The 14,759-nt window shown below is 52.0% G+C and carries 14 protein-coding genes and 1 other annotated feature; of the genes, 6 read left to right on the top strand and 8 right to left on the bottom strand.

What is annotated here, in order from left to right; translation table 11 throughout:
* The 4 genes from thrB to CG67_RS01320 all read right to left on the bottom strand — a co-directional run bounded on the left by thrB (position 1) and on the right by CG67_RS01320 (position 4,434).
* Positions 1-930 (bottom strand): homoserine kinase, encoded by a 930-nt coding sequence (gene thrB, locus CG67_RS01330; protein ID WP_025901181.1) that lies wholly within the window; start codon positions 928-930, stop codon positions 1-3.
* 2 nt (positions 931-932) lie between these two features.
* Entirely contained in the window at positions 933-3,395 is a 2,463-nt protein-coding gene (thrA, locus tag CG67_RS01325; protein ID WP_025901180.1) for a bifunctional aspartate kinase/homoserine dehydrogenase I, read from the bottom strand.
* Positions 3,396-3,420: 25 nt separating this feature from the next.
* Positions 3,421-3,539, bottom strand: a sequence feature (Thr leader region).
* Positions 3,478-3,546 (bottom strand): thr operon leader peptide, encoded by a 69-nt coding sequence (thrL, locus tag CG67_RS18705; RefSeq protein WP_371190656.1) that lies wholly within the window; start codon positions 3,544-3,546, stop codon positions 3,478-3,480. Its footprint overlaps the feature before it by 62 nt.
* Positions 3,547-3,747: 201 nt before the next feature.
* The gene (locus tag CG67_RS01320; RefSeq protein WP_025901179.1) at positions 3,748-4,434 is read right to left on the bottom strand and encodes a tRNA/rRNA methyltransferase; all 687 of its coding nucleotides are present in this window, start codon (positions 4,432-4,434) and stop codon (positions 3,748-3,750) included.
* Between the two features lie 558 nt (positions 4,435-4,992).
* Between CG67_RS01320 and arcA the strand changes: the two genes are divergently transcribed.
* Entirely contained in the window at positions 4,993-5,712 is a 720-nt protein-coding gene (gene arcA / locus CG67_RS01310; RefSeq protein ID WP_025901177.1) for a two-component system response regulator ArcA, read from the top strand.
* A gap of 80 nt (positions 5,713-5,792) precedes the next feature.
* Here the strand turns inward: arcA and creA are convergent, their stop codons facing one another.
* The gene (gene creA, locus CG67_RS01305; protein WP_025901176.1) at positions 5,793-6,281 is read right to left on the bottom strand and encodes a protein CreA; all 489 of its coding nucleotides are present in this window, start codon (positions 6,279-6,281) and stop codon (positions 5,793-5,795) included.
* A gap of 206 nt (positions 6,282-6,487) precedes the next feature.
* Here creA and robA point away from each other — a divergent pair, with 206 nt between their 5' ends.
* Positions 6,488-7,375, top strand: coding sequence for an MDR efflux pump AcrAB transcriptional activator RobA (gene robA / locus CG67_RS01300; RefSeq protein WP_025901175.1), 888 nt, complete (start codon positions 6,488-6,490; stop codon positions 7,373-7,375).
* Between the two features lie 62 nt (positions 7,376-7,437).
* Here robA and gpmB read toward each other — a convergent pair whose 3' ends face one another.
* On the bottom strand, positions 7,438-8,082 hold the full coding sequence (gene gpmB, locus CG67_RS01295; protein ID WP_025901174.1) for a 2,3-diphosphoglycerate-dependent phosphoglycerate mutase GpmB: 645 nt from the start codon (positions 8,080-8,082) through the stop codon (positions 7,438-7,440).
* A gap of 58 nt (positions 8,083-8,140) precedes the next feature.
* On the opposite strand from gpmB, the gene yjjX reads away from it, so the two are divergent.
* A complete protein-coding gene (gene yjjX, locus CG67_RS01290) occupies positions 8,141-8,671 on the top strand; it encodes an inosine/xanthosine triphosphatase (protein WP_025901173.1) in 531 nt (176 codons plus the stop codon).
* 3 nt (positions 8,672-8,674) lie between these two features.
* Here the strand turns inward: yjjX and trpR are convergent, their stop codons facing one another.
* Together trpR and sltY are read right to left on the bottom strand one after the other, a co-directional pair.
* The gene (trpR, locus tag CG67_RS01285) at positions 8,675-8,986 is read right to left on the bottom strand and encodes a trp operon repressor (RefSeq protein WP_025901172.1); all 312 of its coding nucleotides are present in this window, start codon (positions 8,984-8,986) and stop codon (positions 8,675-8,677) included.
* Positions 8,987-9,030: 44 nt separating this feature from the next.
* Positions 9,031-10,950, bottom strand: coding sequence for a murein transglycosylase (gene sltY / locus CG67_RS01280; RefSeq protein ID WP_025901171.1), 1,920 nt, complete (start codon positions 10,948-10,950; stop codon positions 9,031-9,033).
* A gap of 406 nt (positions 10,951-11,356) precedes the next feature.
* Between sltY and CG67_RS01275 the strand changes: the two genes are divergently transcribed.
* The 3 genes from CG67_RS01275 to ettA all read left to right on the top strand — a co-directional run bounded on the left by CG67_RS01275 (position 11,357) and on the right by ettA (position 14,719).
* Entirely contained in the window at positions 11,357-11,941 is a 585-nt protein-coding gene (locus tag CG67_RS01275; RefSeq protein ID WP_025901170.1) for a TetR/AcrR family transcriptional regulator, read from the top strand.
* Complete coding sequence (locus CG67_RS01270; protein ID WP_025901169.1) at positions 11,938-12,879, top strand: DMT family transporter; 942 nt, start codon at positions 11,938-11,940, stop codon at positions 12,877-12,879. Before CG67_RS01275 ends, CG67_RS01270 begins: the two co-directional genes overlap by 4 nt.
* 172 nt (positions 12,880-13,051) lie before the next feature.
* Complete coding sequence (gene ettA, locus CG67_RS01265; RefSeq protein ID WP_025901168.1) at positions 13,052-14,719, top strand: energy-dependent translational throttle protein EttA; 1,668 nt, start codon at positions 13,052-13,054, stop codon at positions 14,717-14,719.
* Positions 14,720-14,759 lie beyond the last annotated feature (40 nt).

Genomic DNA, 14,759 nt, shown 5'->3' with positions numbered 1-14,759 from the left:
TTATCCCAGTTTACGTGCGCCGGTCGTATCAAGACGGCAAATATGTACAAAGCCTTCATCGTTCTGCAGGTAGTTCTGCTGTAACCATTGACGGGCTTGCTCAGCGACTTCCTGCGTGTCACAGACGGCGAACAATGTCGGACCCGACCCGGAAATACCACAGGCCAGTGCGCCTAACCCGGTGACGGCCTGGCGTGCTTTTGCAAACCCGGGCAGCAGTCCGGCACGATAGGGTTCAGCCATCACATCTTTCATCAGGCTCGCTGCCAGTTGTGGCTGACGGGTATGACAAGCATGGATGAACCCGGACAGCAGACGGCCATGAGTAATACAGTCGGCTTTACTGTAAGTCGCCGGTAAAATCGCGCGGGCTTCGGCTGTCGAGACCTTAATTCCCGGATAGGCCATGACCCAGTACCACTCTTCAAAGCAAGGGACCGGCTGACAGGTGATCCCTGCAGACTCCAGCATCAACTGTAAACCGCCGAGGAAACAGGGAGCCACATTGTCAAAATGGACGCTACCGGAAACGCGGCCTTCCAGCTCCCCCATCAGCGCCAGCAGGCGGTTATCATCCAGAGGCTTTCCGCAAAATTCATTCATTGCCATCAGTCCGGCAACGACCGAACAGGCACTGGAACCGAGACCGGAGCCGATAGGCATATTTTTTTCCAGTACCATTTTTACCGGAACTTCGCGGCCGATTTCCTGGCAAAAACGTTGCCAGCATTGGTAAACAATATTTTCTTTCGGGTCAGCCGGAAGCTTTGTCACAAACTGCCCCCGGTTTTCAAGGCTGAAGACATCAGCCGTTTCAACGGTGACGCAATCCCCCAGTAAGGTACCATCCACCGGGGAGACCGCGGCTCCCAGAACATCGAAGCCGACACTGACATTGCCGATAGAGGCCGGTGCGTAAACTTTTACCATGATCAGACTCCCAGCTTCCACGACAGAGTTCTCAATAAATCTGCAAATACGCCGGCTGCAGTCACATCATTTCCTGCACCGTATCCACGCAGGACCAGCGGGATCGGTTGATAATAACGGCTGTAGAAAGCCAGCGCATTTTCACCATTCTTCACTTTATAGAGCGGGTCATTATTATCGACAGCAGCAATTTTCACGCTGCATTGCCCCTGCTCGTCAATCGCACCGACAAAACGTAATACCTTGCCTTCTTCGCGCGCCTCACTGACGCGGGCGGCAAACGCAGCGTCCAGTTCCGGCAGACGACGCATAAACTCTTCCGTATCTGCCAGGTCAGTCAATGCCTGCGGCAGTACGGCTTCGATAGCAATATCGCTCAGCTCCAGTGACATTCCGGCTTCACGGGCCAGGATCAATAACTTACGAGCGACATCCATACCGGAAAGGTCATCACGCGGGTCCGGCTCAGTAAACCCGAGCTCACAGGCCTGACGGGTGGCTTCTGAAAGCGTGACACCGTCGTCGAGCATACCGAAAATATAGGAAAGCGAGCCGGACAGAACCCCGTCGAATTTAATCAGCTCATCTCCCGCATTCAGCAGGTTCTGCAGGTTTTCGATGACCGGCAACCCGGCACCGACATTGGTATCGTACAGGAACTTACGGCGTGACTTTTCAGCCGCAGTACGGATTTCCTGATAGTACTCCCGGGAAGAGGTATTCGCTTTCTTATTCGGCGTGACCACATGGAAGCCTTCACTGAGGAAATCCGCATACTGATCAGCCATTGACTGGCTGGAGGTACAGTCCACAATGACCGGGTTCAGCAGGTGATACTCTTTAGCCAGTCGTGTCAGACGCTCAAGAGAGAAGACCTCTTTTGCCCCTGATAATTGTTCCTGCCAATTGTCCAGCGGAATGCCGTGAACATTGGTCAGCATGGCCCGTGAATTAGCGATACCACAGACACGCAGGTCAATATGTTTATTTTTCAGCCATTTCTGCTGACGATGTAACTGCTCCAGCAAGGCACTGCCTACGCCCCCGGTACCGACGACAAACACTTCAATGACCTGATCGGTCGCAAATAACATCTGATGGACGACTCTGACGCCGGTCGTTGCATCTTCATTGCTGACCACCGCCGAAATAGAGCGTTCTGATGACCCCTGAGCAATCGCAACAATATTAATGTTAGCCCGCGCCAGTGCGGCAAAGAACTTGGCGGAGATCCCACGCAGTGTACGCATACCATCGCCGACGACCGAGATGACAGCCAGTTTTTCTATCACGTCCAGCGGCTCTAACAGCCCGTCTTTCAGTTCCAGATAAAACTCATCTTCCAGCGCCCGACGGGCCGCCAGCATCTCATTTTGCGGAACACAGAAACTGATGCTGTATTCGGAGGAGGATTGGGTAATTAAAACGACCGAGATCCCTTTGCGTGACATCACCGCAAATACCCGGGCCGCCATGCCAACCATCCCTTTCATTCCGGGACCGGAAACATTAAACATCGCCATATTATTCAGGTTGGTGATCCCTTTGACCGGCGTGTTGTCATCACCGGCATTTCCCGAAATCAGGGTGCCGGGAGCGGCAGGGTTGGCGGTATTTTTAATGATGCAGGGGATCTGGAAACGAGCAATTGGCGTAATGGTACGGGGGTGAAGCACCTTGGCACCGAAGTAAGAAAGCTCCATCGCTTCCTGGTACGACATTGAGGTCAGTAATCTGGCATCGGGTACCTGACGCGGATCACAGGTATAGACTCCGTCAACATCTGTCCAGATTTCACAACAATCCGCCCGTAAACAGGCGGCCAGGACCGCTGCAGAATAGTCAGAACCATTACGTCCCAACACGACCAGTTCACCCTGCTCATTACCGGCAGTGAACCCTGCCATCAGAATAAAGTGATCCGCAGGGATTTGGCTGGCAGCAATCCGACGGGTTGATTCGGTAATATCCACCGTGGACTCAAGATAACCGCCAATGGCCAGTAATTTCTCAACCGGATCGATCACCGTCACACGGTGGCCGCGGGCCTGTAATAATGCCTGCATGATAGCAATCGAAAGTTTTTCACCGGTACAGATGACTGCAGCATTGACGCTGTCAGGGCATTGCCCCAGTAAGGTGATACCGTGGATAACGTGCTGCAGGCGGGTAAATTCAGTCTCAAGGAAGTGTGTGAGTGCCGCAACATCTAACCCCGGCTGTGCGGCCGATAACTCTTGCAGCAGAGTTTCAAAAATTTGTCGGGCTTCATTCAGATTGGCGGACGCATCCTGCCCGGAAATCGTCTTCTCTATTAACGCGACTAAATGGTTAGTAATTCTGGCCGGTGCAGAGAGAACTGTCGCAACCTGCTCCTGCTTTGCATTATTTTCCAGTATGTCGACAACGCGCATAAACCTTTCGGCATTGGCAACGGAGGTTCCGCCAAATTTCAACACTCGCATGATTCACTAACTCCTGAATTTACGCCAAAAAAAAGCCCGCACCTGATAGGGTGCGGGCTTTTTCGTTTTTTCCTGTTATGCGTCAGCCCGCACCGTTACCTGTGGTAATGGTGGTGGTAATAATAGTAATGTTCAGGCTGTAGTTACGCATGTATTCTCTGTCTGCTTTGCTTTTAATCTGTCTGCTTTCAGAAGTAAAACAAAGTGCCCGCCAAGTCAATAAATTTATCATATTCACCGCTTTTCTCCGGCACTTTAATACTCGGCACTTTCAGCAAAAAGCCTTACGATCCCTAAATTCTGAACCGTTAATGCCACAGCAGGCACTATAAACAGGAACATCTGCAGAGATTTACTCTGCGAGTTTTTTTTCGATGTCATGAAGTAATCGGTGTAACATTGCACTGTCTCTTTGTTCCAGTAACCCCAGCCGTTGATCCACCCAGTCTGTCATTTTTATATCATCACTGACGTCCAGACGTTCCAGCAATTGATGTAAACGCACACGCAAGGCCTGTAACTGCTGAGGGTCCGCCGTTTCCTGACGGGGCGTAGAAACCTGCATCAGGGAAGAGAACTGATAACAGAGTACCATCACTGCCTGCCCGAGATTAAGAGACGGATATTCCACAGCCATGGGAATACCGGTCAGAAGATCGGCCAGCGCCAGCTCTTCATTGGTCAGACCGCTCTCTTCACAACCGAAAATTAATGCCAGACGCCCTGCCCATTGCTGTTTTTCTTTCAGCAATCCCTCTGCCTGCTGCGGCGTGGCGTAATAACGAAATTTCGCCCGGCTGCGGGCGGTAGTTGCAACGGAAAAGTCCACGTCAGCCAGAGCAGAGGCCAAATCAGGAAACGAGCGAACATTATCGAGGATCTCCGTCGCACCATGTGCTACCCGATAGGCCGCAGGATCCTGCCAGACACTGCTGTTAACAATGCGTAATTCGCTAAATCCCATGGTTTTCATTGCCCGGGCAGCGGCACCCACATTTTCTGGCCTGGCCGGTGAGACTAAAATAACAGGAAAGGACATTTCATAACCTTATCTATGCGTATAAACGGGATAAGCCTGAAGACTTTACTCCGCCAGATTCCGGGCTATTTTAACCGGCTGACGACGCAAAATTCATGTGTAACGGATAATAATCGATGTTAAATTCCATTTAACTATTTAAATACAACAGGTTATATGTGAAAATTCCCGCAATATCCGCCAGCCCCCGCCGGGATGTGAATTATTTTGCGATTTATCGCATGTAAGATAAAAAAGAGATATTTTTCACACAAGTGTTAACGTGCTACACTCAGTTTTGATATAAGTCAACGAAGCGTTTTTATTTGCTTCCTGAATGTTGTTGGTGCTGTTAGCTGGCTGTTAAAGCGGTTAGGATGAAACAGATAAAGACCCGTTTCGGCGCATACAGACAGATTGTGTTTAAGCTGAATCCGCCGTTAGCGTTATTCTGTACTGCATCAAGAACAAAACGTCGTAAATTGGCAATGCAGACTCATAATACGTTAACCGATATCTTCAGACATCAGCACTGTATGCCTTGTATCAATTTTGATGGCAAATTTTAGGTAGCAAAACATGCAGACCCCGCAAATTCTTATCGTCGAAGACGAGCTCGTAACCCGAAATACCCTGAAAAGTATTTTTGAAGCTGAAGGATACGTTGTATTCGAGGCGACTGATGGTGCCGAAATGCACCAGCTTTTGACTGACAACGATGTCAACCTGGTGATTATGGATATCAACCTGCCAGGTAAAAACGGACTGCTGCTGGCGCGTGAATTACGTGAGCAAGCCAGTGTTGCGCTGATGTTCCTGACCGGACGTGACAATGAAGTCGACAAAATTCTGGGTCTGGAAATCGGTGCGGATGATTATATCACTAAACCGTTTAACCCGCGTGAGCTGACGATCCGTGCCCGTAACCTCCTGTCACGTACCATGAACCTGGCCGTGAGCACAGAAGAGCGTAAGCATGTTGAGAACTATCAGTTCAATGGCTGGACGCTGGATATCAATAGCCGTTCACTGATTAGTCCTCAGGGTGATCAGTACAAACTGCCGCGTAGCGAATTCCGCGCGATGCTGCATTTCTGTGAGAACCCGGGCAAAATTCAGACCCGCGCCGACTTACTGAAAAAAATGACGGGCCGTGATCTGAAACCTCATGACCGGACTGTCGACGTGACTATCCGCCGTATCCGTAAACACTTTGAGTCGAATGCGGATACCCCGGAAATCATCGCCACCATTCATGGTGAAGGCTATCGTTTTTGTGGTGAGTTAGAAGAGCACTAATCTGCTGAAGCCACTGCTTTCTGAGGGCCTGACAGTTATTCTGCCAGGCCCTTTTTTATAACCCGCACCCGTCTTAATGCTTAATGCCAGGGCATAATCGGCACCGCGCTGATCGCATTTTTCGGCGAGCCGTTAACCAGCTTATCCGAATAGCTCATGTAAACCAGTGTGTTTCTCTTCTTGTCGTAAAAACGAACAACCTGCAGGCTTTTGAAAATCAGTGAGGTGCGTTTCTTAAAGACCACTTCTGACTTTCCGGGCTGAATAGTATCGGATAACTCAACCGGCCCTACCTGCTGACAGGAGATAGCCGCATCGGAGGTATCTTCTGCCAATCCCAGTCCACCTTTTATACCGCCGGTTTTCGCCCTGCTGATATAACATGTAACATTTTTAACATCTGGATCATCAAAGGCTTCGATTACAATCTTATGATCAGGGCCTAACAGTTTGAACGCTGTATCAACAGAACCAATTTCCTCCGCATGCACCACTCCCTGAACAGCACAGAAAATGCAGCCAGCTGCGAGGAGTTTGTTGACAAAATACTGAATTTTTTTGATTTTCATTAAATTACTCGTTATTAGGTGATTACTGAATAATCAATATAAGGTTACTATTGATATCTTCAAGTGTTCCTTTTGCAGCACTGACTTATTGTAACAACAGGAAACGGTACAAGTGTGCCGGCCCCTTTTTTTTTGCATTTAATGCTATTCTTAGTTTGACGTAGGTTGCTGACTTTTTGTGCCAACCAGGACGATGAGGATGTAATATGGACCAAGCTGGTATCATTCGCGATTTGCTTGTCTGGCTGGAGAGCCACCTGGACCAACCTTTATCTCTGGATAATGTTGCGTTCAAGGCCGGGTATTCAAAGTGGCATTTACAGCGGATGTTTAAAAATGTAACGGGTCATGCAATCGGCGCCTATATCCGGGCAAGGCGTTTATCTAAAGCGGCAGTCGCACTCAGGCTAACCAGTCGTCCGATTCTGGACATTGCTTTGCAATACCGGTTTGATTCTCAGCAGACATTCACCCGGGCGTTCAAAAAACAGTTTAATCAGACGCCGGCCGGATATCGTCGGGCATCTGACTGGAACTCTTATGGTCTGCGTCCGCCTATTCGTATGGGTGAGTTCTCTATGCCGCAGGCGACATTTGTGACTCTGCCGGAAACCTCCCTGCTGGGCCAGACACAAAGCTATAACTGTACTCTGGAGCAAATCTCTGTCTACAGGGCTGAAATGCGCAGTCACTTCTGGCGTCAGTTTCTTCATGATACCGAATCCGCTCCGCGTATTCTTTATGGCTTGCATCAGGTCCGTTCGAGCATCGATAAAGAAGACGAACAGGAAATCCTGTATACCACGGCAGTCCCGGATGACGATACGACCCGTAATTTGCAAACGGCACAAAAAATCACGCTTGAGGGCGGCGATTATGTGCAGTTTACCTACAAGGGGCCAAAGGAAAAACTGCAGGATTTCATTCTGGTGCTTTACAGTACCTGTATGCCGACCCTCGGTCTGACCCGTCGTGCCGGCCAGGATATCGAACGCTTCTTTACGCGCGGCGGTAAACTGAGCCGTGAAGTCAACGTGGAAGTCCATTGCGAATATCTCATCCCCATTCGCAATGAAGGGCAACACACCGGTTAAACTTCCGGGATTTCCTGCAATCCGGCAAAAAGAGCTGTCTGATTGTCATGAAATCCCGACGTTTACTGACTGGCGCTCTCAGTCACAACCCCAAGATGTGCCACATCCCCTGCCGTTTCCACGATCCAGCCATCGGCAAGCCAGGGGCTGTGCTGAAAATCCACCCGTGACAATGAGCAGTTTCTGAGTCTGAGACGTCTTTCAGCCCAGGCGGGTAACCCCAGTAACGTATTAAGCAACGTGCCGAGAGCCATACCGTGGCTGACCAGCAAAGGCCGGCTCCCGGCAGGTAACGCTTTGCAGGCATCCAGTGCCTGACGCATTCTGCTGGCGACTTCAGACATACTCTCCCCTTGCGGGATACGCCCCTCACAGGTTCCGTCCACCAGCGACTGACGCCAGCCTTCTTCCTCTGCGGTCAGTTCGCTCAGAATACGGGTTTCAAGCACCCCCATATTTAATTCCCTGAGGCGGGGATCTGTTTGTACTGAACACCCGATACACTCCGCGATGATAGCTGCGGTTTGCTGCGTACGTCCCAGATCACTACTGATAATATGGGTGATGCCGTAAGATTTCAGACGTTCTCCGACCTGCTTTGCCTGCAGCTCTCCCTGTGCGGTTAAAGGGCTATCACTCTGTCCCTGCAGACGGCGTTCGGCATTCCATTGTGTTTCACCATGACGAACCAGAAAGACTTGTAGCATGTTACCTATCCATTATACTGAGGCAGATCCAGCCACTGCCCGAAGTGAGTTAACCATTATGTACCATGTTGTCGCCGCTACCCGCAACCCGGCAAAAATCAGTGCTATTACCAGAGCCTTTACGGACGTTTTCGGACCTGATCAGTGCCATATTTCTGCCGCAGAAACTGAGAGTGGTGTTGCAGATCAGCCAATGAGTAGTCAGGAAACCCTGACCGGTGCGCGTCAGCGGGTATCCAATGCACGGCAGCAACATCCGGAAGCTGATTTTTGGGTCGCCATCGAAGCCGGTATTGATGAAAATCAGACGTTTGGCTGGATTGTTATAGAAAACACTGCCACCCGGGCAGAATCCCGCTCGGCCAGTTTACCCCTGCCTTCAACGATTATGGATGCGCTCCGCCAGGGGCAGGAACTGGGGCATGTGATGGCCGGACTGACCGGTATTGAGAATATCAAGCAAAAAGGCGGCGCCATCAGTGTTATTACTGAAGGCCTGCTGACACGGACTTCGGTGTATCATCAGGCGCTGTTACTGGCCTTATGTTCGATGAGGCATCCGCTTTATCAGCAGGCGACGCTGCGATAACACTCAGAGCTTCGGCAGCAGTGTTTCCAGCCACTGACGCAGTTCTGCCGGCGACTCTTTCAGACTGTTTGAGCCACGGGTAATGGTCGCAATCCCCACCCCCAGTTGATCTTTTAGCTGTCGCTGGCTCAGTTCCCCCCGCATCAGCTCTTCAATTATCCGTAAACGTGTGGCTAATGCCTCACGTTCATCCGGAGTCATCATTAACCGGAGCAGGGTTTCTGCTTGCTTATCATGCACTGCCTGTTGCAGCAGCATCACAAAACGTGACCAGTTAAATTCAAAATTTTCGTCTGCAGGTGCATCAGGCAGCATAGGAGACTTCCGTACTCGTTAATGAGTACGGAAGCATAGCATACTCAGTAGCGGCGATTCCACTCCGCGTCCTGGATTATCTGATCAGGCTGGCCCAGGAAATAACGGTAATAAGCATCATAAGCCAGCACGTTTTTCACATAGTTGCGTGTTTCGGCAAACGGGATCGTTTCAATGAAGCCTACCGCATCCAGCTTACCGCCACTGACTGTCAGCCATTTACGGACCCGTCCTGGTCCCGCATTGTAAGCTGCCGAGGCAAAGATACGGTTCTGGTCGAACTGACGATAAACGTAATCCAGATACTGCATACCAATCTGAATATTCATCTGCGGGTCAAGCAACTGGCTGCTGTTAACGTAATTGCTGCCCGGGAACATTTTCACGGTATGTGCAGCCGTTCCCGGCATCACCTGCATTAAACCACTCGCACCGACAGGAGAGCGGATTTTCGGGTTCCAGGCACTTTCCTGACGAGAGATAGCCATGGCATAACTCACAGGGATCGCTTTGCCCGCGGCGTACTGCTGGTAGTATTGCTGCCAGGCGAGCGGGAAGCGCTCTTTCAGACTGTCCCACATTTTCGCAGTAATGGTCGCCTGAACACTCAGATCCCACCAGTCCTGTTCGTCTGCATAGCGTGCCAGCATCTGTTGCTCTGTACGGGATTTGCTGCGGATAAGATTAGCCCATTCACTGCGAGCCAGGTTATCCATTCCCCAGTACATCAGTTCTCTGACCCGGGCAATTTCATCCCCCTGGGTGATGGCTGCCGTCGGTGCCGGGGCCGGATCTATGGTTAAGTGGTAAGGTACGCCCAGCTTCTGAGCGGCAACCATCGGATAAAAACCGCGCTTCTGCATCAAATCACGTAAAATCTGCTGCGCTTCCGGCTTATGCCCTTGCTCCAGCAGTAATTCCGCCTGCCAGTACTGCCATTCATCTTTCTGTTTCGCTTCCACCGGCAAACGGGCTATCCAGGTATTCAGTCCACGATGGTCATCATCCGAAATTGCCTGTCTGACGCGGCGCTCAATCAGTGCGGTCGAATCACTGTCCATCACCACATTGTCACGCCAGCGCAGCTGATCTGAGGTGATATCGGTCCCCATATATTGCCAGGCGACATCTTCCTTCAGATGCTGGACTTCCGCATCACTCATTTTCTGTTCAGAAGCAAGGACAGGGATCATCGCTCTCGCATTATCCGCATCCTGTCGGGCCAGCCTGGCAAAAGCGATACGGGTAATTTCGCGACTGAAATCGGTAGGCGACACTGAACCGGCAAACAGACTCAGTCCCTGAGGATCCTTTTGCAGCGCACTGAGCGCACCGGCCAGCGTACCGTAGTCGGCGGGCAGCATGGCAATTAACTTTCTTACCAATGCATCATTGCCATCGTTAAAGGCTAACTCTATCCGTAACAGCACAGACTGCGGGGAGAAGGTCGTCGAGGACTGCCATGCCGTGAACAAGGCATCACAACTCGACGGCAGATCCGCGCCAGTCATCCACAGTTTCTTTGCACCTTCCCAGGCGACGGCTTGTTTACCGGTCGCCCAGTTGGCGTAATACCAGTTACACCGCGCCTGGACCGGGCCTGGCGGATTCGGACTGAAACTGATGATCCCCTGCCAGTCCTGACGGCGGGCAAGCTCATTGATAAAGCGGCCCTTCAGGGTATAAGAAGAAGGCAGGGTCGGGTACTGGTTAATAAAATTGGTCACCGCCAGCGGGGTTTCCTGATCAAGATCCTGTGAGATCAGGCGGTATTCAAGGTAAGGATAAAGCGGATAATCCTTCAGTGACGGTAGCATCTGTTCTACCGTGTCCATCTGATTATTATCCCAGGCTTGTTTGATTTGCTGATAACGCAGACGCTGCTGATCTAAGGAATCGGCCTGACTCATCCCCGCAATTCCTGTCAGACAGATGCCCAATACCCAGTTCTTCCACTTAATCACACTTCTCTCCTCTTATCGCCTGGCGTTGAATACCGTATCACTGGCAGTCTTCCATGCTAACGGGTTGCCCCCTGACTTGCTATGGCTGGCTGAAAATTTACCCGCACTGACTGACAGAATAATTCTCCACTGAGGGCAATCATACTGAACAAATCTGCGGAATTCCGGGGGGATATATCGCCGGACCGACCAGGTTATCTTTAGTTATAGCACGTGATGCAAACACTATTGCGGGGAACCGTCCCGAAAACCTTGTCCTGCAGTGGCCCGGGGCCACCAGCATCGCCATTTCCGGAACTCTCTGAGCATGGCGACGGGGTTCTGTCGACGTTTTCCTTATGATCCGTCTCGATCTCTGACATAAAGTAAGTATACTGGTCTACCTACTTTACCAGAGGGCATTGCCATGACTGCGATACAGCGCGACAAAATTTCCGCCCATGACAAACTGATCAATGCGGCCCGTGTACTGTTTTATAACTACGGGATCACCGCGACCGGAATTGATGCCATTGTGAAACGTGCCGGAGTGGCGAAAAAAAGTCTGTACAACAACTTCAGCTCAAAGGACGAACTGATTGCCGCCTACCTGGCCGTGCGTCACCAGGAATGGCTGGATCTCTATCAGAAAAGGGCTGCGCTAATCAAAAACCCCCGGGAAGGGGTGATGGCCGTGTTTGATGCTTATGCGGATCATGCAGGGGTTGCCTATGAGGCAGGGTTCCGCGGCTGTGGCCTGCTGAATGCTGCGGCTGAACTGCCCGCCGGTGCGCCCGGCAGGCAGGCTATCCGGCAACACAAAGAAGAGATTGAAGCGATACTGAAAAGCCACCTTTGCCAGCTTGTCCCGGATCCACAACGCTGTCATCTGCTGGCCCGTCATTTGGCTTTTCTGCTGGAAGGCAGTGCTTCCCGCGCCGGACTCGAAGGTAACAGTGCCTGTGTTCTGCAGGCGGGAACGATGGCGAAAGCCTTAGTGGAGGCCCTATGAGTCAGGCTGACGCCCGTAATTTACCGGGGATATTTGCGGTCCTGCTGGCTGCAGTATTATGGGGAACCACCGGCACCGCGGCCACTTTCGCCACCGGCGTTAGTCCGCTGGCTATTGGTTCCATCGCCATGGGAACCGGGGGGTTGCTGCAGGCCCTGATCGCATTACGTCCGGTACTGCGTCAGCGCCGCCGAATTGCCGGGAACTTCCGCTATTTGCTGATCGGAGCCATTGCTGTCGGCATCTATCCGCTGGCCTTTTATACGTCCATGCACAACGCCGGTGTGGCTGTCGGTACCGTTGTCTCTATTGGCTCAGCCCCGCTGCTCTCCTCACTGATTGAATATGTGTGTGATAAGCATCCGCTGAACCGTCAATGGTCCCTTGGTGCACTGACCGGCGTCTCCGGGATGACTCTATTGTGTCTGGCGGAAAGCCACGCGACTTCCGCAGGTAACATCCTGCAAATCGCGACCGGGATCATTACCGGGCTGGTCGCCGGGTTTACTTATGCCCTCTACTCCTGGTCAGCCAGAAAGATGATGCAATACGGAGTGAGTGCCAGCGCAGCCATGGGGTCCACCTTTGGTGCGGGTGCCCTGCTGTTGCTGCCGGTACTGTTGGTCACCGGGGCGCCTCTGCTCGACAGTCGGGTGAACACTGCTGTGGGTATCTATATGGCGCTGGTGCCCATGTTTATTGGCTATCTTTGCTACGGCTATGGTCTGGCCCGTATCCGGGCCAGCACAGCCACGACTCTGACCCTGACGGAACCGGTCGTAGCAGCCCTGCTCGCGGTGACTCTGGTCGGTGAGCGACTGCCTTTAAGTGGCTGGGTCGGGATCGGGCTGATCCTGCTGTGTCTGATCATTATCTCGTTACCGGTACAGCACCTCGTTTTTTTCCGGCAACGGGTAAAATCCCGCATGGACCCGTGATAACTGCGGCATGCCGCCGGGTGGGGCATTCAGGCTCGCTCTTCTTTGCTCCGGAGCACCCGCCGATAAGAGGGGGACATTCAGCGACAGTGGGTGTGAATATGTCAGGAAAAAGGCTACACTTGCCGCCTGAATTCCTATGAACACTATGTATTAAAAGAGGCTCATTTCCGTGGCTCAATTCGTTTACAGCATGCATCGCGTGGGCAAAGTTGTCCCGCCGAAGCGTCACATACTGAAAAATATCTCTCTGAGTTTTTTCCCCGGCGCAAAAATCGGGGTCCTCGGTCTTAACGGTGCAGGTAAATCAACGCTGTTACGTATCATGGCCGGGATTGATACCGATATTGAAGGTGAAGCCCGTCCGCAGCCTGGCCTGAAAATCGGCTATCTGCCACAGGAACCTCAACTGAACCCTGAACATACGGTACGCGAGTCCGTAGAAGAAGCGATGGCTGAAGTTGTCGGTGCCCTGAAACGCCTGGACGAAGTCTATGCGCTCTATGCCGAGCCGGAGGCCGACTTTGATAAACTGGCCGCCGAGCAGGGACGTCTGGAAGAGATCATCCAGGCCCACGATGGCCACAATATCAATACCCAGTTTGAACGTGCGGCGGATGCACTGCGCCTGCCGGACTGGGATGCAAAAATTGCGAACCTCTCCGGGGGGGAACGTCGTCGTGTTGCACTGTGTCGCCTGCTGTTAGAAAAGCCGGATATGCTGCTGCTGGATGAACCGACGAACCACCTGGATGCAGAGTCTGTCGCCTGGCTGGAACGCTTCCTGCACGACTTTGAAGGGACCGTCGTTGCGATTACCCATGACCGTTACTTCCTGGACAATGTTGCGGGCTGGATCCTCGAACTGGACCGCGGTGAAGGGATCCCGTGGGAAGGTAACTACTCTTCCTGGCTTGAGCAGAAAGATCAGCGTCTGGCACAGGAGGCCTCTTCTGAAGCCGCCCGCCGTAAGTCGATTGAGAAAGAGCTGGAGTGGGTGCGCCAGGGAGCGAAGGGCCGTCAGTCTAAAGGCAAAGCGCGTCTGGCCCGTTTCGATGAGCTGAACAGCGTTGAATACCAGAAACGTAACGAAACCAGCGAACTGTTTATCCCGCCAGGAGCTCGCCTGGGCGATAAGGTGATCGAAGTTGAACACCTGACGAAAAGCTACGGCGACCGCGTATTAATCGATGACCTCTCTTTCTCTGTACCGAAAGGGGCCATTGTCGGGATCATCGGTCCTAACGGTGCCGGTAAATCCACGCTGTTCCGTATGCTTTCAGGTCAGGAGCAGCCGGATTCCGGCTCGGTGACTCTGGGCGAGACGGTAAAACTTGCCTCGGTGGATCAGTTCCGTGATGCCATGGATAACAGTAAGACCGTCTGGGAAGAAGTTTCCGGGGGTCAGGACATCATGAAAATCGGCAACTTTGAAATGCCAAGCCGTGCCTACGTTGGCCGCTTTAACTTCAAAGGCACCGATCAGGGCAAACGCGTAGGCGAGCTGTCCGGCGGTGAACGTGGTCGTCTGCACCTGGCAAAACTGCTGCAGGTTGGCGGTAACCTGTTACTGCTGGATGAACCGACCAACGACCTGGACGTGGAAACCCTGCGTGCGCTGGAAAATGCGTTGCTGGAATTCCCGGGCTGCGCGATGGTTATTTCCCATGACCGCTGGTTCCTTGACCGTATTGCGACTCATATTCTGGATTATCAGGATGAAGGGAATGTTGCCTTCTTCGAAGGTAACTTCACCGAGTATGAAGAGTACAAAAAGCGCACCCTGGGTGCCGATGCGCTGGAACCTAAGCGTATCAAGTACAAGCGTATGACCAAGTAATTACAGGTTTTCCTGTAAAAAAGCCACCGGGGAATACCGG

It is taken from the genome of Tatumella sp. UCD-D_suzukii (genome assembly GCF_000611875.2).
Lineage (GTDB): Bacteria > Pseudomonadota > Gammaproteobacteria > Enterobacterales > Enterobacteriaceae > Tatumella > Tatumella ptyseos.
The sequence above is the reverse complement of the archived record's forward strand: the minus strand, read 5'-3'. Positions and strand labels throughout refer to the sequence as shown.